Source organism: Mitsuaria sp. CC2, from assembly GCF_048957715.1.
Classification (GTDB): Bacteria; Pseudomonadota; Gammaproteobacteria; order Burkholderiales; family Burkholderiaceae_C; genus Roseateles.
This window is the reverse complement of sequence record NZ_JARVXN010000033.1, coordinates 223,999-239,832: the sequence shown is the minus strand read 5'-3', so window position 1 is coordinate 239,832 and position 15,834 is coordinate 223,999. Positions and strand designations below refer to the sequence as shown.

The window sequence follows — 15,834 nt, the reverse complement described above, 5'->3', positions numbered from 1 at the left end:
CTCCTTTAGCGTCAGGCGAGCAGCGCGCGCTGGATCAGCGCGGCGGCTCCGGTCATGACGCCGCCGCCGACCAGCAGCACCGCCCACATCACCCCCAGCCGGCGCGTGGCGAAGGTCCACAGGAACAGCACGAGGAAGAGCAGCAGACCCAGGATGGCGCTGAGGTGTTCGGCATCGTGGAAAGGCATGCCCAGCGCGTACATCCCGCTGTGCGCGATCGCGATGAAGCCCCAGCAGAACGCATAACCGCCGAGGATCGCCGCGGCGATGCGCGACAGGAGTGCCAGCGGCAGCGATCGGCTCAACCTGTGAGCGGGGCTGGGAGCGGTATCAATCATGGGCGGGCAGGGACCGGGCAATGTGAATGCGAGGCATTATCGTCTTGTCAACTGCACGACCGAATGAAGTTCCACGTCCGTCCAACAGGTCTTTGCTGAGCGCACCAACGAAAAAGCGCTCCAGGAGGAGCGCTTTCCGACGAGGGAGGGAAGAAGCCCGTCCGCCGGGCGGTCAGAGCCGCGCCATCGCTTTCGCGCACTCGGGCACCAGCGCCGGACCCTTGTAAATGAGGCCGGTGTAGAGCTGGACCAGGTCCGCGCCGGCCTGCAGCTTGGCGCGCGCGTCCTCGCCGCTGAGCACGCCGCCCACGCCGACGATCGGATAGCCGCTGCCCAGCGCCGAGCGCAGCAGGCGGATCACGCGGTTGCTGGCCTCGAACACGGGCGCGCCCGACAGACCGCCGGCTTCTGCCGCGTGCGGCAGGCCCTGCACAGCGTCTCGGGAGATCGTCGTGTTGGTCGCGATGACGCCGTCGATGCCGTGACGCTTGAGGCTGGCCGCGATGACGGCGACCTGATCCTCTTCGAGGTCGGGCGCGATCTTCACGAACAGCGGCACCTGGCGTCCGCTCTCGTCCTGCAGCGACAGGCGGCGCGCCTGCAGCGGACCGAGCAGCGCATCCAGCGCCTCGTCGCTCTGCAGCTGGCGCAGGTTCTTGGTGTTGGGGCTGGAGATGTTGACGGTGATGTAGTCGGCGTGCGGGAACACGCCTTCCAGGCCGATCAGGTAGTCGTCGACGGCGCGCTCGATCGGCGTCGCGGCGTTCTTGCCGATGTTCAGGCCGAGCAGCCCGCCGTGGTGGCGGAAGCTGTGCGAGCGCTTGACGTTGGCGATGAACGCGTCCAGCCCCTCGTTGTTGAAGCCCAGGCGGTTGATCAGGGCCTGTTTCGCGGGCAGGCGGAACATGCGCGGCTTGTCGTTGCCGGGTTGCGCCTTCGGCGTGACGGTGCCGACCTCGATGAAGCCGAAGCCCATCGCGCCGAGGCCGTCGATGCAGCGGCCGTTCTTGTCGAGGCCGGCGGCCAGGCCGATGCGGTTGGGGAAGCGCAGTCCGGCAACGGTCACCGGATCCGACACCCGGGTCTGCGCCCAGGCGCACTGGGCGGGGGTGTTCTGCAGACGGGCGATGCTGCCCAGGGTCAGTTCGTGCGCGTGTTCGGGATCCAGACCGAACAGGAAGGGACGGGCGAAGCCGTAGGGGATGAGAGCCATGATGGGGGCGGATTGTCTCATCGCGCCCGGAACCGTCCCTGCCGCCCATACGCCTGGCGTGCGAACGGTGATGGGGGACTCTCCGTGGCCCGAACGGGCCGGGGCCCAGAGGAGTGCCGCGGCAGATGCGCCGCCAACGCGGCCGTCGCGCGTGTCAGGCCGGTTCCGGGCGATCCCACGGCGGCACCTCACCGAACCGTTCGACACAGAAATCGATCAGCGCCCGCACCTTCGGGCTGGGGAAGCGGCTCGGCAGGTAGACCGCGTAGAGCACGTTGGCCTCGGCCGGTCCGCCCAGCGGCGTCCAGTGCGGGAGCAGGGCGGTCAGGCGGCCTTCGCGCAGGTCGCGGCCGATCGCGTAGGTCGGCAGGACCGCCAGCCCCATGCCCGCCAGCGCCGCCACGCGCAGCGACTCGCTGCTGTTGGCGGTGAGCCCGCTCTCGAAGCGCAGGGCGCCGGAGATCTCGACGTCCGTGTCCCCCTCGGCGGGATGCCGGAAGCGCCAGCGCTCCGGCGCGTGCAGGTAGCCGAAGCGCAGGCAGCGGTGGTCGGCCAGGTCCGCGACCGCCGTCGGCGTGCCATGGGCCGCGAGGTAGGCCGGCGAGGCGCACAGCACGAAGCGGATGTCGGCCAGCTTGCGCGCGACGAGCCCGGGACTGGGGCGTCCCGTCAGCCGCATCACGACGTCGAAGCCTTCCTCGGCCAGGTCGACGTAGCGATCGTTGAGCCCGAGCACCACCTGCAGCTGCGGATGCGTCGCGCAGAACTCCGCCATCAGCGCGGTGAACTGCAGGTTGCCGAAGGCGGTGGAGGTGCTGAGCCGCAACACGCCGCGCGGCTGTTCGCGCTGGCCGGCGAGCTCCGCGTCGAGCGCCTGCGCCTCCTCGATCAGCCGCTGGGCGCGCTCGTACACGCTGCGGCCTTCTGCAGTGGGGCTGATGCTGCGCGTGGTCCGGTGCAGCAGCCGCGTGCCGAGCTGCTGTTCCAGTCGCGCAACCTGCTTGCTGACCGCCGACTTGGTCGCGCCCAGCAGTTTGGCCGCGCCCGAGAAGCTGCGTGCGTCCACGACGCGGGCGAAAGCTTGCAAGTCTTCCAGGCGTCCCATGGGGATTCTCCGATTGTTCTCGATCTGGAAACTCTAAAACGATTCGACAGTGGATTGTGTCCAAGGCATTCAATTTCTAGAGTTCATCCATCGCTGTTCACTGGGAGTTCGCCATGACGACCTCGACTCTGACGACTGCTTCCCTGCATCGGCCGCCGGCATCGTCCGCATCAACCCTGCCGCCTGCGCCGCCAGCGGCCGCGCGGGCGGACCGTCTCGGTGCGTTCGTCGCGCTGAGCCTGCCGGCGCTCTTCATCCTCCTGTGGAGCACCGGCTACGTCGCCGGCAAGATCGCCCTGCCGCACGCGGGCCCGTTCACGCTGCTGGCGCTGCGCTTCGGGCTCGCGGCGGTCGTGCTGCTCGCGGTGTCGGCGGCGACCGGCGCGCCGTGGCCCAAGACCGCACGGGCCTGGATGCACCTCGGCGTCGTCGGCCTGCTGATGCAGGTGCTGCACTTCTCCGGCGTCTACTGCGCGATCGCCTGGGGCCTGCCGACCGGCGTGGCCGCGCTGCTGATCGGGATGATGCCGCTGGCCACCGCCATGGGCGCCCACCTGTGGCTGGCCGAGCGCATGAGCGTCGCGCAGTGGCTGGGCATGCTCGGCGGCGCGGCCGGCGTGGCGCTGGTGATCGTCGACCGACCCCTGGGCGGCGGCGCCTGGATGGCCTACGGCGCGGGTCTGCTCGGCCTGACCGGTCTGGTCGCCGGCACGCTGTACCAGAAGCGCTTCTGCGCCGGCATGGACCTGCGCACCGGCAGCGGCATCCAGATGACGGTCTCCGCCCTCGCCGTGCTGGCTCTGGCGCTCTGGCGCGAGCCCGGCGCGCCGGACTGGAGCGTGGAGCTCCTCGGCGCGACGCTCTGGCTGGGCCTGGTGAATTCGATCGGCGCGTTCAGCCTGATGTTCGTGATGATCCGGCGCGGCCAGGCGGGCGCGGTGGCCAAGCTTTTCTACCTGATCCCCGGCGTGTCGGCGCTGATGGGCATGGGCCTGCTCGGCGAGCACTTCGGCGCGCTGGCGCTGGCGGGCTTCGTCGTGTCGGCCGCCTCGGTGGGGCTCGCCTCGATGTCCCGGGCGAGCGGATAATCGACGGTTCCATTCCGCGTTTCGGCGCCCGAAAGGGCGCACCGCCGCCGCCATGAAGCACCTCGACCACCCGCAGCACGATCGCGAGATCGGTTCCGCCGATTCCACCCGCGACGACACCCGCACCGACGACACCCGCATCGACGCGGTCCGCCCGCTGATCTCGCCGGCGCTGCTGCTCGACGAGCTGCCGCTGCCGGAGGCCTCGCTGAAGGTCGTCGAGACCGCGCGCCGCGAGATCAGCGACGTGCTGCACGGCCGCGACGACCGGCTGCTGTGCATCGTCGGCCCGTGCTCCATCCACGACCACGGCCAGGCGATGGACTACGCCCGGCTGCTCAAGGACCTGCGCGGCGAGCTCCAGCAGGACCTGCTGATCGTCATGCGCGTGTACTTCGAGAAGCCGCGCACGACGGTGGGCTGGAAGGGCTACATCAACGACCCGCACCTGGACGGCAGCTTCCACATGAACGAAGGCCTGCGGCTTGCGCGCCAGCTGCTGCTGGACGTGACGGCGCTGGGCCTGCCCGCGGGCACCGAGTTCCTGGACCTGCTGTCGCCGCAGTACATCTCCGACCTGATCGCCTGGGGCGCCATCGGCGCGCGCACCACGGAAAGCCAGAGCCACCGCCAGCTGGCGTCGGGCCTGTCCTGCCCGGTGGGCTTCAAGAACGGCACGGACGGCTCGGTGAAGATCGCCGCCGACGCGGTGCTGGCGGCGCGCGCGAGCCACGCCTTCATGGGCATGACGAAGATGGGCCTGGCCGCGATCTTCGAGACCCGCGGCAACGACGACTGCCACCTGATCCTGCGCGGCGGCAAGGCACCGAACTACGACGCGGCCTCGGTGCAGGCGGCGGCCGAGGTGCTGAAGGGGGCGGGGCTGCGCGAGCAGCTGATGATCGACTTCTCGCATGCAAATTCGTCGAAGAAGTACGAGCGCCAGATCGATGTCGGCCACGCCGTCGGCGCGCAGATCGCCGGCGGCGACGAGCGCATCACCGGCGTGATGGTCGAGTCGCATCTGCAGCCGGGGCGTCAGGACCTGCAGACGGGCCAGACGAAGGCGGACCTGCTGCCCGGCGTGTCGATCACCGACGCCTGCCTGGGCTGGAGCCAGACCGAGCCGCTGATGCGCTCGCTGGCCGCCGCGGTGCGTCAACGACGCGAGCGTCGCGAGACCTGACCGCATGTGGAGCACGATGACAACGCTGGTGGCCCATCCGTGGGCTTACCCGGCGTTCTCGGTCGTGCACCTGATCGGACTCGGCGCTCTGTTCGGCGGACTGCTCGTCTTTGAACTGAGGACGCTGGGCGTGCGGCGCGAGCTCGATCCAACGTCGCTGGCGCGGCTGGCGATTCCCACGGCGCTCGCGGGCTTCGCGTTGTGCGCGGTGTCGGGCGCGGCGATGTTCGCGATCCAGCCGCAGGAGCTCTGGGTCAATCCGGCGCTGCGGATCAAGGTCGCGCTGATCGCGCTGGCGGGCCTGAACGCGGCGTGGTTCCACTGGCGCGGCGGCGTCCGTGCGCAGGACCGTCTCGGGCGCTGGCAATGCCTGCTGTCGTTGGGGATTTGGGTCGCTGTCATCATCTGCGGGCGCTGGATCGCGTTCGTCTGACGCGCTCGTCTGACATCCCGCCCGCCGGCGCGTCCTTCACTTCCTTCTCTTCCTTCTCTTCCTTCCAGGAGGCTCCGATGGAACGTCGTCTGTTGCTGGCCGCGCTCGCGGCCGCGCCCCTCATGCCCGCCACTGTCCGCGCCCACCACGGGTGGAGCGGCTTCGACCAGGACCGCCCGCTGTACCTCGAGGGCCGCGCGGCCAAGGTCACCTGGCGCAATCCGCATGCGGAGCTGGATCTGGAGGTGCCGGAGCGGCTCGTGCTGCCGGCCGATCTGAAGCAGCGGCCGCTGCCGAAGCAGACGACCGCCGTCGACGGCGACGCGCTGCTCGCGAAGACGCAGTTGCCCACTCGGCGCGACCGGCGCTGGGAGGTGGAACTCGCGCCGCTGACGCGGCTGGAGGCCTGGAAAGTCGAGGAGATCAGACCTGGCACCGAGGTGTCGGTGATCGGCTTCGCCGCGCCGGGCGAGCAGGGCGCGGCCGTGCTGCGGGCGGAGTACCTGTTCGTCGGCGGCAAGGTGTACGGGCTGCGGTCGTCGCCGGCATGAGCGTCCTTGAGCGGCGGAGATAATCCCGCCTTTCCTCCCTCGCCATCTACGACGAGCCGTCGCTCGCTCCTCCCATGACCCAAGACGAATTGAAGACCCTGGTCGGCCAGGCCGCATTGCAGTACGTGACGCCGGACACGGTGGTGGGCGTGGGCACCGGATCGACGGTGGACAAGTTCATCGACGCCCTGGCCGCGAGCGCGATCCGCATCTCGGGTGCGGTGTCGAGCTCGGTGCGCAGCACGGAGCGCATGAAGGCGCTGGGCATCCCGGTGCTGGACGCGTCGGAGGTCGAGTCGCTGCAGGTCTACATCGACGGCGCCGACGAGATCGACCGTCAGGGCCACATGATCAAGGGCGGCGGCGCCGCGCTGACGCGCGAGAAGATCGTCGCCGACCTGGCGAAGACTTTCGTCTGCATCGCCGACGAGAGCAAGCTGGTCGACGTGCTGGGCGGATTCCCGCTGCCGGTCGAGGTGATCCCGATGGCCGCCGCGCAGATCGCGCGCCGTTTCCGCGCGATGGGCGGGGATCCGGTGCTGCGCAAGGACTGCGTGACGGACAACAGCTGCCAGATCCTCGACGTCAAGCGCCTGAAGATCACCGATCCCGCCGCGTTCGAGGCCGAGGTCACCCAGTGGCCCGGCGTGGTCACCGTGGGCGTCTTCGCCCGCAACAAGGCCGGCGTGTGCCTGCTGGGCACGACGCAGGGCGTGAAGACGATGACGTTCTGACGGTCGGGTCGGTGAATCCCCAGATCATGGGTTCTTCGCCACGACCTGTGGATTCAGGTCTGGACGCCCGATCGCCGCAAGAATGACATCGGGGCCCCGCGGGGCCCCGATTCACTCTCTGCTTCGCGAGCGCTCAGCGCAGTCGGAACACCGAAATCGCGCTGGCCAGTCGCTGCGATTGTTCCTTGAGGCTTTCGGCCGCGGCGGCCGATTCCTCGACCAGGGCCGCGTTCTGCTGCGTCATCTGGTCCAGTTGGCCGATGGCCGCGTTGACCTGATTGATGCCGTCGCTCTGCTCGCGCGACGCGGCACTGATCTCGCCGATGATGTCGGCCACGCGCTGCACGCTGGCCACGATCTCGGTCATCGCGCCGCCGGCATCTTCCACCAGACGCGAGCCCGATTCGACGCGCTCGACGCTGGCGCCGATCAGCGTCTTGATCTCCTTGGCCGCCTCGGCGCTGCGTTGCGCCAGCGAGCGCACCTCGCTCGCGACCACCGCGAAACCGCGACCCTGCTCACCGGCGCGTGCCGCTTCCACGGCCGCGTTCAGCGCCAGGATGTTGGTCTGGAACGCGATACCGTCGATGGTGCCGATGATGTCGGAGATGCGGCGCGAGCTGGCGCTGATGTCACCCATCGTGCTGACCACCTGGCCCATCACGGAGCCGCCGCGCTGCGCGGTCTCGGCGGCGGAGCTCGACAGCTGGTTGGCCGTCATCGCCGAATCCGCCGTCTGTCGCACGGTGCCGGTCAGCTGCGTCATCGACGCGGCGACTTCCTGCAGGTTCGAGGCGGTCTGCTCGGTACGCGCGCTCAGGTCGTGGTTGCCGGTGGCGATCTCCGCGCTGGCGGTGCCGATGCTCTCGGCCGAGCCGCGCACGTCGACGATCAGCTTCAACAGTTGCGACTGCATGCCGCCCAGCGAACCGAGCAGCTGGCCGGTCTCGTCGCGACCGCCCTGCGGCACGCGTTGCGTCAGGTCGAAATGGGCGATGGCGTCGGCCACCTCGGCGGCGTCGCGCAGCGGGCCGGTGATCGAGCGCGTCAGCGACACCGCGAACCATGCGCCGAGTCCCAGCGCGACCAGCGAGAACACCAGCAGCGCGGTCCGCGCCCGGCCGTTCGTGGCGTCGACCTGCTTGGCCGCCTCGTCCAGCAGCGAACGCTTGTGCTGCACGATGGCCTGGATCGCTTCCTGGAACTTGGCCGCGGCCGGCTGGAACTCGCGGTCGAAGACCTCGCGCGACTTCTCGGCGTCACCGGCCTTCTTGGCCGCGGCGACCGCGTCGCGCGTGCTCAGGTAACCTTTGCGGGCTTCGCTGAGCGTCTCGAACATCTTGCGTTCCTCCGGCGTGACCATGTAGCCGTCGAGCTGCTTCTGCAACTCGCCCGACTGCTTGGTCGATTCGGCCGAGGTGGCCGCGAAGAACTGCGCCAGGCTGGGATCCGCGCTGACGGCGATCGCGCTGGTGCGGTTCACGCCGTTGGTGATGTTGCGGTACCAGTCGGAGGCGACACGCTCGGCGGCCAGGTCCTGGTTGAGCATCACGTCGGTCTCGGCGGCCACGCGGCCCAGGGCCAGGTAGCTCAGGCCCGAACCCACGAAGGCGATCAGCAGCACCAGACCCAGCACCACGCCGAGCCGCTGGCCGATCGATCGGCCTGCCACGAGATGAATCATGAAAATGTCCCCCGGAATATTGAATCCGCTTGAATCGGTTGGCCTGCGCCCAGGCGGACGCTCAGCGACCTTGATGCCGCCTTCGCACCATATCGACGGGTACGTGAAGAAACTTAAACGGTTCGACGGATGGGCGCCAGACAATGCGCCATCCGTCACGACTGCCGGCCATTGCCGGTGTACGCCATGTCCGCCAAGTCCGATTCGACGTCCCCGACCGCTCCGACCCTCGTCGGCGGCAGCTTCCTGCAAGTGATCGCGCATTACCATGTGAAGCCGGGCCTGGGCGACCAGGTCGGCGCGCTGCTGATCGAGTTGACCGAAGCGACCCGTCGCGAGCCGAAGAACCTCGCCTACGCGTTCTACCGCTCGCCGCAGGATCCGGACCGCTACGTGATCCTTGAGCAGTACACCGATGCCAGCGGGCTGGACGAGCACCGAGCCTCCGAGCACTTCCAGCGTCTGGGCTTCGGCACCATCATCCCGATGCTGGTGTCACGGGAAGTGACGAGCTACGTCTTGCGCATCGCGGCCGACGGCAAACCGGTGGATGCCGTCAAGGCCTGACCCCACGAAATGACGAGCGGGTTTGACGCCGCGAAAAGGGGGATCGAATCCCCCATCGTTTCCCCCGGAAGTGGAATTGCGGATCTCTCGCGCAGTGGCAGAGTGATTGCCTTGGACGGGCGAAGGCGCCGGTCATTGCGATGGAGAAGTTCATGCAAGTCAATGAAGAAGGGCAGCGCGCCAGTGCGATGGGCAGCAACGCTGAACTGGCTTTGCAGGTGCAGATGCTGAAGACGCGGCTGGATGTGGTGCTGCCGACCCTGGCCACGCGAGAGCAGGTGCAGCAGGAGGCGGGCGCCATCCGCGGCGAACTCAAGCACGAGATCGGCGCGGTGCGGGCTGAGATCGGCAGCCTGCGGTCGGAAATGCATCAGGCGTTCACCAACTTGCTGAAGTGGGGCGTCGGCATCGCGTTGACGACGATCGTGGCGGCGGCGACCGTCGTGACGGCCATGGCGCCGATGCTCCAGCTTTCTCCGCGCGGTCGGGATGCCCTGGCATTGGCGCCGGTGGCCGACACGGCGGAGGACGTGCAGCGCGATTAGGCGATCTACATCGTGGCCCGGTGCGCCTTGGCTGCGAAACGGGCCGGATCGAGAACCTCCGCGAGGCTTGCTTCCATCGGCCACGGTGCACCGGTCAATTGCGCGGCGGCGAGCTCGGCGCACAAGGTCGCCCATGTGATCCCGCGCGAGGCGAGGGCACCCACCACCATCAGTCCGGGCTGACGCGGCCAGAAGCGGGCCTGCTCGGCGCGCCGTTCCGGCACGCTGGCGGGCAGGGCGCCCACGATCGGCAGCCGGTCCGGCACGAGACTGCGCCAGCCCACACGACCCGCAAGCGGCAGGTCCTCAGGGATCGCGGCCGACGGCAGCAGGGCGCGGAGCCGACCGATGTTCTCCGAGTGGTCCGATGCACGAAGTGCGGGATCCATGTCGCCGCTGTGGGTGCTCGCGCCGAAGCACATCTCTCCGTCGGGGAGGCTGAGCGCATAGCCAAGACCCGCCACAGGCATCGCCAACGGCGCCGGGGCCAGGTCTTGCGGCGCGACGCTCAACTGCCCGCGTTGTGCCGCCGTCGGCCATGGCGCGCCGGCCATCCAGTCCGATGCCAGCGACCCGCTTCCGATGCCGCCGCAGAGCACGACGGCGTCCGCCGTCGCCATGGTGTCGCCGGCGGCATTCAGCGCCGACCAGCGACCGCTCGCATCGTCACGATGCAGGCGTGCGACGGGCGTGTTCAAGTGCAGCTGGAAGCCGCCCACTCCGGCCCCTTTGGCCGCTTCGGCGAGCCATGCGTTCACGAGTGCCGGCGGCGAGACCGCTCCGCCACCCGGGAAGAACCACGCGGGTTGGCACAATGCGAGACCCGCCTTCGCGCTTGCCGCTTCGGCGCTCAGGGCCTCGACATAGTCGGCGGGCAGGCCGCTCCGGGCCAGCAGCGCCTGCATCTGCGTCAACGCTCCGGCATCCCGCTCGACACGCAGCAATCCCCATTGCAGCCAGGGCAGGGCAGGCGCGATGCGACGCAGTTCGCGCTCGGTCGCCTGCGCCGCGGCGCGGCTGAAGCGGGCATGCGGGCCGTCTTCCGCGTGCAGCGTGCCGTGGAACAGCCCGCCCGGGTTACCCGAGGCTTGGTGCGCGGTCGTCGCGCCGCCTTCGAGGACCGTGATCCTCAGGCCTTCCCTTGCCAGCACGCGCGCGCAGGCCGCGCCGGCCAGGCCGGCGCCGATGATCAGCACGTCCTCGGCGTCCGGCGCGATGGCGGAGCGGCCCGGCGGCACGGGCGGCCGATGGCGAGGCGCAAAACGCGCCACCGTGTTCTGCCATTTGCCGCCGATCCCGGGCCGTTTCTCGACCTCGAAACCTGCCGCGGCCAAGCCGTCCCGCACGCTCCGGGCGACGCTCCAGGTTGCTGCGGTGGCGCCCGGCGCGGCCAGCCGCCCCACCTGCTTGAGAACGGCCTCGTCCCACAGTTCGGGGTTCTTCGCCGGCGCAAAGCCGTCGAGGAAGAACGCGTCCACCGAGGCCACCAGCTCCGGCATCCATTCATGCGCGTCGCCGAATGCCAGCATCAATCGGACGCGGCCGCCCTCGAATTCCAGCGTGTGCAGGTTGGGCGTGAGCGCCGGCCAAGCGTCGAGCAGTTGCCGCGCAAGCGCCGGCTCCGACGTGGCCGCGTGCGCGCGTTCGAGATCGGGTCGCGTCAGCGGATGCTTCTCGATGCTGAGGAAGACCAGCCGTCCGCAGCGTGCCGGATCGTCGCGCCAAGCGGCCCAGGTGGCGAGGAAGTTGTTGCCCAGCCCGAATCCCGTTTCGAGGACGACGAAGCGCCGTCGCCCCGCCCACCGGTCCGGCAGGCCATTGCCGCCGAGGAAGACCTGCCGCGCCTGTGCGAACGCCCCGGACGGGGCGTGGTACGTGTCGCCGAAGTCCGGCGCGCTCGGGATGGCACCGGAGAAGTCGACGTGGGCCGGAAGGATAGGCGCAGTCTTCATGGGAGCGGAGGAATGGCCGGGAGTATGCCCAACGTGAGCTGTGCAACGTCGGCGCATCCGGGTGCAGAAACGACAACGGCGCCTGGGAAGGCGCCGTTGCATCACGGAGAGCCCGTGATCAGGAGTGCGGGATCAGGAGTTCGACTTCGGACGCGTCAGCGCCGCGCCGGCCGGACGGTTGCCCTGGCTGCCGTGACGGCTGCCCTGACCCTGGCCTTGACCTTGACCCTGGCGTTGACCGCCTGGGCCCTGGCCTTGCGCCTGACGCTGACCTTGTCCCTGACCCTGGCCGCCTTGGCCTTGGCCCTGGCGCTGACCGCCTTGCCCTTGCGATTGACCTTGCGATTGACCGCCAGATCTCTGACCGCCGCCTTGGGCGCCCTGCGCCGGACGACCCTGGCCCTGGCCGCCGCCTTGCGGACGACCGCCTTGACCTTGCGAGCGGCCACCACCACCACCACCACCGCGACGGCCACCGCCGCCACCGCCGCCGGCCGGACGCGGCGAGCCCGACGACTTGCCCAGGCCGCCGTTCAACACCATGCGGCCCAGCACGATCGGCTCGGCCTTGGCGTTCGGATCCGGCTCGAAGCCCGGCACGACTTCGCGCGGGATCTCGCGCTTGATCAGCTTCTGGATCTCGCGCAGGAAACCTTCCTCGTCGACGCAGACCAGCGACAGTGCCTCGCCCTGCGCACCCGCGCGGCCGGTGCGGCCGATGCGGTGCACGTAGTCTTCGGCGACGTTGGGCAGCTCGTAGTTGATGACGTGCGGCAGCTGGTCGATGTCGATGCCGCGCGCGGCGATATCGGTCGCGACCAGCACCTTCAGGTCGCCGCTCTTGAACTCGGACAGCGCCTTCGTGCGGGCGCCCTGGCTCTTGTTGCCGTGGATCGCCATTGCGGTGATGCCCGACTTGTCCAGGTACTCGGCCAGGCGGTTCGCGCCATGTTTCATCCGCGTGAACACCAGCACCTGGTGCCAGTCGTTCTTCGTGATCAGATGGGCCAGCAGTTCCTTCTTCTTGTCGCGGTCGACCGGATGGATGCGCTGCGCGATCGTGTCGGCCGTCGCATTGCGGCGGGCGACCTCGATCAGGCCCGGCTTGTCCAGCAGGCGGTCGGCCAGCGCCTTGATCTCGTCGCTGAAGGTCGCCGAGAACAGCAGGCTCTGCTTCTTGGCCGGCAGCATCGCCAGCACCTTCTTGATGTCGTGGATGAAGCCCATGTCGAGCATGCGGTCCGCTTCGTCCAGCACCAGGATCTCGACCTTGGACAGGTCCAGCGTGCCTTGCTGCGCGTGGTCCAGCAGACGGCCCGGCGTCGCCACCAGGATGTCCACGCCCTTGCGCAGCTGGCTGATCTGCGGGTTCATGCCGACGCCGCCGAACATCACCATGCTGGTCAGCGGCAGGTACTTGCCGTAGGTGCGCACGCTTTCCTCGACCTGGGCGGCGAGCTCGCGGGTCGGCGTCAGCACCAGCGCGCGGATGGCGGGACGGCCCTTGGCGTCACGCACGGGCTTGCCGGCGGACAGACGCTCCAGCAGGGGGAGGGTGAAGCCGGCGGTCTTGCCGGTGCCGGTCTGGGCGCCGGCCAGCAGGTCGCCGCCGGTGAGCACGGCGGGGATCGCCTGGCTCTGGATGGGGGTGGGGGTCGAGTAGCCGGCATCGGCGATCGCGCGGAGCAGGGGCTGGGAGAGCCCCAATGCGTCAAAACTCATAAGCTGCTTTGTTGGTGCCCGAACGGGCTTTGTGTGCAGCACGCCGACCCGGTGAGGGCCTGGCGCCAGTCTTCGGCTGCCGTGGGAGAGCGTGAGCTCAAAAGATAAAGCCGCGGCAAGACTGAGCCGCGGCGATGAAGCATTGTAGCTGACGGGGTCTGCGCCACCGGGGAGCGGTCGGTTCGGTGGTGACATCCCTCACTCAGGCAATCGTGTCGGTGTCCGCAGCCGTGTTTCAGTGCGGTAAACCGCGGGTAAAAAGGGCGGTGAGGCCCGTCCTGATCGGCATTCAAACGGGATTGCGGCGGCATAGTCTTGCGCCAATGTGTCCACTTGTCCCATCGTCATGAGCGCCCTGTTTCCCGATCCCGCCGCCGGCACCCATCTGCTGCTGCTGGACCCCGACCCGCATGCGCGCCTGCGATTCGCCGGCCTGATGCGGGCCTGGGGCTTCCGCGTCACCGACAGCAGCGAGGCGGCCCTGCTGGACCGCGTCCCGCTGCTGCCCGTGGACCTCGCCCTCATCGATCCGAGCGACGCCCGCGAGGCCGGTTGGGGCGCGTTGACGCGGCTCAGGCAGCGCTCGCGCATGCCGGTGATCGTGCTGCTGCAGCACGACAGCACGCTGGAACGCGTGCTGGCGCTGGAGCGCGGGGCGGATGCAGTGCTCGCGAAAGACGGGGAACCGCGGGAACTGCAGGCCCGCATCAAGGCGCTGTTGCGGCCCCGGGAGGGCGATGCGGCGGAGGTGCTGATGTTCGGTCGGTTCAAGCTGGAACCGATGACGCGCCGGCTGTCGGGGCCGGGCGGGTTCTGCGTGGTGCTCTCGCAGAGCGAATACAAGCTCCTGCGTGCATTCCTGGAGCGTCCTCACAGCGTGCTGCAGCGTCAGGAGCTGCTGCACCTGGCGCGCGGCGACGGCGTCACGGCCTTGGAGCGGTCGGTCGACCTGATGGTTTCGAGGCTGAGACAGAAGCTCAACGACGATCCGAGTTCGCCGTTGATCCGCACCGTGCGCGGCATCGGTTATCTGTTCGATCCGCCGTTGCGCTGAATCACTTTGCCGCGACGGACGCCCAGCGCAGTTCGAACCAGTTGTCGGGGCGGTGGATCACCGTCACGTTGGTGCGGGTCGCCCACGGGATCATCTGGCGGTGCAGGGGGATCACATGCGTCTGCGCACGGAACTCGCGCAACGCGGACTTGATCAGTGCTTCGCGCTTCTTCGGATCGGCTTCTTCGCTGGAGGCCGCGGCGAGCTGATCGAACTTGTCATCGCGCCAGTTGCCGAAGTTGTACTGTCCGACCGATTTCTCGCCGCGGTTGCGCATCAGCGGCGTCATCGCGACTTCCGCGTCGGTGATGCTGCCGCCCCAGCCGTAGAGGTAGAGGCTGGTGTCCAGCTTCTCCAGCTTGGGGAACATCAGCACGCGCGGCTGCGCGTTGACGCTGACCTTCACCTTCAGCTGCGCCCACATGGACGCCAGCGCCAGGCAGATGCGTTCGTCGTTGATGTAGCGGTTGTTGGTGCAGTCCAGCGTCACCTCGAAGCCGTTGGCATACCCGGCGTCGGCCATCAGTTTGCGCGCCGCGGCCAGGTCGAAGGGCAGGCGCGTCTCCAGCTGCGGATCGTTGAATGCGCCCAGCGGCGAGGGCGTCAGCCCGCCGGTGGGCGTGCTCAGGCCGTTCATCAGCTTGGTGCGCATCGTGTTGATGTCGATCGCCTGGTACAGCGCCTGGCGCACGCGCAGGTCCTTGAACGGGTTCTTGTCGCCGGGCACCTTGCCGTACAGCAGCTTGTCGCGCGACTGGTCCATGCCGATGAACACGAGGCGGTTCTCCGGGCCCTCCTGGACCTTCACCTGCGGCGTCTGCTTCAGCCTGGGGATGTCGCGCGGCGACGGGTCGAGCACGAAGTCGATCTCGCCCGACACCAGCGCCGCCAGGCGCGTGGCGTCGTTGGCGATCGGCGTGTACACGGCGTCCTGCACGTTGCCGTCGAACTGGCCCCACCAGGCGGGATTGCGCTTGAACGTCGTGCGGATGCCGGGCTCGCGGGCCACCATCGCGTACGGCCCGGTGCCGTTCGAATGCGTGGCGGCGTAGGTCTCCTGCTTGTCCTTGAAGTTCTGCGGCTTGACCACGTTGTGCTGCTCGCACCACTTGCGGCTCATGATGAACAGCGTGTCCAGGTGCTGCAGGAAGATCGGATTGACCTTGTCGAGCTGGAACTCGACCGTGAAGTCGTCGATCTTCTTCGGCGTGCCCACGGCCTGCGCGTAGACGCTGATCTGCGAATACGGATCCTTCGCCCGGTTGATCGAGAAGACCACGTCGTCCGCCGTGAACGGCGTGCCGTCATGGAACTTCACGCCCTGACGCAGCTTCAGCCGCCACAGCGTCGGCTTGAGCTGCGTCCACTCCGTGGCAAGACCCGGCACCAGGTTCAGGTTGCGATCGCGGGAGACCAGGCGCTCGTAGACCTGGCCGTTCATCGCGTTGGTGACGATCTCGTTCTGCGAATGCGGGTCGGCCGTCTGCATGTCGCCCTGGCTGGCCCAGCGCAGCGTCTGCGCGTGCGCACTGCCCACGATGAGGGCCATCGTGAGCGGGAGTGCGGCCAGGGCGCCGACTGTGCGCGAACGAACGGAGGCGGTGCGCGAGATGGAACGGAACAGCATGGTGGTCATCTCTGAGCTCTGAGGGAACGGGGAAG

At 68.7% G+C, this 15,834-nt stretch carries 15 protein-coding genes; 8 read left to right on the top strand and 7 right to left on the bottom strand.

What is annotated here, in order from left to right:
* Window positions 1-11: 11 nt before the first annotated feature.
* The 3 genes from PV762_RS22600 to PV762_RS22590 form a co-directional block, all read right to left on the bottom strand.
* The gene (locus PV762_RS22600; protein WP_421037218.1) at window positions 12-305 is read right to left on the bottom strand and encodes an iron uptake protein; all 294 of its coding nucleotides are present in this window, start codon (window positions 303-305) and stop codon (window positions 12-14) included.
* 205 nt (window positions 306-510) lie between these two features.
* Window positions 511-1,551, bottom strand: a complete 1,041-nt coding sequence (locus tag PV762_RS22595) for a quinone-dependent dihydroorotate dehydrogenase (RefSeq protein WP_421037217.1) — start codon at window positions 1,549-1,551, stop codon at window positions 511-513.
* Window positions 1,552-1,705: 154 nt separating this feature from the next.
* The gene (locus tag PV762_RS22590; RefSeq protein ID WP_421037216.1) at window positions 1,706-2,656 is read right to left on the bottom strand and encodes a LysR family transcriptional regulator; all 951 of its coding nucleotides are present in this window, start codon (window positions 2,654-2,656) and stop codon (window positions 1,706-1,708) included.
* A gap of 113 nt (window positions 2,657-2,769) precedes the next feature.
* On the opposite strand from PV762_RS22590, the gene PV762_RS22585 reads away from it, so the two are divergent.
* From PV762_RS22585 to rpiA, 5 genes are all read left to right on the top strand, one after another.
* A complete protein-coding gene (locus PV762_RS22585; protein WP_421037215.1) occupies window positions 2,770-3,744 on the top strand; it encodes a DMT family transporter in 975 nt (324 codons plus the stop codon).
* Between the two features lie 52 nt (window positions 3,745-3,796).
* A complete protein-coding gene (locus tag PV762_RS22580; RefSeq protein ID WP_421037214.1) occupies window positions 3,797-4,930 on the top strand; it encodes a 3-deoxy-7-phosphoheptulonate synthase in 1,134 nt (377 codons plus the stop codon).
* 16 nt (window positions 4,931-4,946) lie between these two features.
* A complete protein-coding gene (locus PV762_RS22575) occupies window positions 4,947-5,363 on the top strand; it encodes a hypothetical protein (protein ID WP_421037213.1) in 417 nt (138 codons plus the stop codon).
* A gap of 77 nt (window positions 5,364-5,440) precedes the next feature.
* Complete coding sequence (locus tag PV762_RS22570) at window positions 5,441-5,914, top strand: DUF6152 family protein (RefSeq protein WP_421037212.1); 474 nt, start codon at window positions 5,441-5,443, stop codon at window positions 5,912-5,914.
* A 74-nt stretch (window positions 5,915-5,988) separates the two neighbouring features.
* Window positions 5,989-6,648, top strand: coding sequence for a ribose-5-phosphate isomerase RpiA (gene rpiA, locus PV762_RS22565; RefSeq protein ID WP_421037211.1), 660 nt, complete (start codon window positions 5,989-5,991; stop codon window positions 6,646-6,648).
* 133 nt (window positions 6,649-6,781) lie between these two features.
* Here the strand turns inward: rpiA and PV762_RS22560 are convergent, their stop codons facing one another.
* The gene (locus PV762_RS22560; RefSeq protein WP_421037210.1) at window positions 6,782-8,332 is read right to left on the bottom strand and encodes a methyl-accepting chemotaxis protein; all 1,551 of its coding nucleotides are present in this window, start codon (window positions 8,330-8,332) and stop codon (window positions 6,782-6,784) included.
* 186 nt (window positions 8,333-8,518) lie between these two features.
* Between PV762_RS22560 and PV762_RS22555 the strand changes: the two genes are divergently transcribed.
* Both PV762_RS22555 and PV762_RS22550 read left to right on the top strand, forming a co-directional pair.
* Window positions 8,519-8,899 carry a putative quinol monooxygenase gene (locus tag PV762_RS22555; protein WP_421037209.1) on the top strand — a complete coding sequence of 127 codons (381 nt, stop codon included), beginning with the start codon at window positions 8,519-8,521 and terminating at the stop codon, window positions 8,897-8,899.
* A gap of 140 nt (window positions 8,900-9,039) precedes the next feature.
* On the top strand, window positions 9,040-9,444 hold the full coding sequence (locus PV762_RS22550; RefSeq protein WP_421037208.1) for a hypothetical protein: 405 nt from the start codon (window positions 9,040-9,042) through the stop codon (window positions 9,442-9,444).
* A 5-nt stretch (window positions 9,445-9,449) separates the two neighbouring features.
* Here PV762_RS22550 and mnmC read toward each other — a convergent pair whose 3' ends face one another.
* The gene (gene mnmC / locus PV762_RS22545) at window positions 9,450-11,396 is read right to left on the bottom strand and encodes an FAD-dependent 5-carboxymethylaminomethyl-2-thiouridine(34) oxidoreductase MnmC (RefSeq protein ID WP_421037207.1); all 1,947 of its coding nucleotides are present in this window, start codon (window positions 11,394-11,396) and stop codon (window positions 9,450-9,452) included.
* A gap of 132 nt (window positions 11,397-11,528) precedes the next feature.
* On the bottom strand, window positions 11,529-13,118 hold the full coding sequence (locus PV762_RS22540; RefSeq protein WP_421037206.1) for a DEAD/DEAH box helicase: 1,590 nt from the start codon (window positions 13,116-13,118) through the stop codon (window positions 11,529-11,531).
* 346 nt (window positions 13,119-13,464) lie between these two features.
* Between PV762_RS22540 and PV762_RS22535 the strand changes: the two genes are divergently transcribed.
* Entirely contained in the window at window positions 13,465-14,172 is a 708-nt protein-coding gene (locus tag PV762_RS22535) for a winged helix-turn-helix domain-containing protein (protein WP_088408908.1), read from the top strand.
* Between the two features lies 1 nt (window position 14,173).
* Here the strand turns inward: PV762_RS22535 and PV762_RS22530 are convergent, their stop codons facing one another.
* Complete coding sequence (locus PV762_RS22530; protein ID WP_421037204.1) at window positions 14,174-15,799, bottom strand: ABC transporter substrate-binding protein; 1,626 nt, start codon at window positions 15,797-15,799, stop codon at window positions 14,174-14,176.
* Window positions 15,800-15,834 lie beyond the last annotated feature (35 nt).

Excerpts from the sequence above, each read along its gene's own strand:
- PV762_RS22535 (WP_088408908.1), top strand. The coding sequence starts at position 13,465 with ATGAGCGCCCTGTTTCCCGATCCCGCCGCCGGCACCCATCTGCTGCTG.
- PV762_RS22585 (WP_421037215.1), top strand. The coding sequence starts at position 2,770 with ATGACGACCTCGACTCTGACGACTGCTTCCCTGCATCGGCCGCCGGCA.
- rpiA (WP_421037211.1), top strand. The coding sequence starts at position 5,989 with ATGACCCAAGACGAATTGAAGACCCTGGTCGGCCAGGCCGCATTGCAG.
- mnmC (WP_421037207.1), bottom strand. The coding sequence starts at position 11,396 with ATGAAGACTGCGCCTATCCTTCCGGCCCACGTCGACTTCTCCGGTGCC.
- PV762_RS22580 (WP_421037214.1), top strand. The coding sequence starts at position 3,797 with ATGAAGCACCTCGACCACCCGCAGCACGATCGCGAGATCGGTTCCGCC.
- PV762_RS22530 (WP_421037204.1), bottom strand. The coding sequence starts at position 15,799 with ATGCTGTTCCGTTCCATCTCGCGCACCGCCTCCGTTCGTTCGCGCACA.
- PV762_RS22595 (WP_421037217.1), bottom strand. The coding sequence starts at position 1,551 with ATGGCTCTCATCCCCTACGGCTTCGCCCGTCCCTTCCTGTTCGGTCTG.
- PV762_RS22575 (WP_421037213.1), top strand. The coding sequence starts at position 4,947 with ATGACAACGCTGGTGGCCCATCCGTGGGCTTACCCGGCGTTCTCGGTC.
- PV762_RS22570 (WP_421037212.1), top strand. The coding sequence starts at position 5,441 with ATGGAACGTCGTCTGTTGCTGGCCGCGCTCGCGGCCGCGCCCCTCATG.
- PV762_RS22555 (WP_421037209.1), top strand. The coding sequence starts at position 8,519 with ATGTCCGCCAAGTCCGATTCGACGTCCCCGACCGCTCCGACCCTCGTC.
- PV762_RS22540 (WP_421037206.1), bottom strand. The coding sequence starts at position 13,118 with ATGAGTTTTGACGCATTGGGGCTCTCCCAGCCCCTGCTCCGCGCGATC.
- PV762_RS22590 (WP_421037216.1), bottom strand. The coding sequence starts at position 2,656 with ATGGGACGCCTGGAAGACTTGCAAGCTTTCGCCCGCGTCGTGGACGCA.
- PV762_RS22560 (WP_421037210.1), bottom strand. The coding sequence starts at position 8,332 with ATGATTCATCTCGTGGCAGGCCGATCGATCGGCCAGCGGCTCGGCGTG.
- PV762_RS22550 (WP_421037208.1), top strand. The coding sequence starts at position 9,040 with ATGGAGAAGTTCATGCAAGTCAATGAAGAAGGGCAGCGCGCCAGTGCG.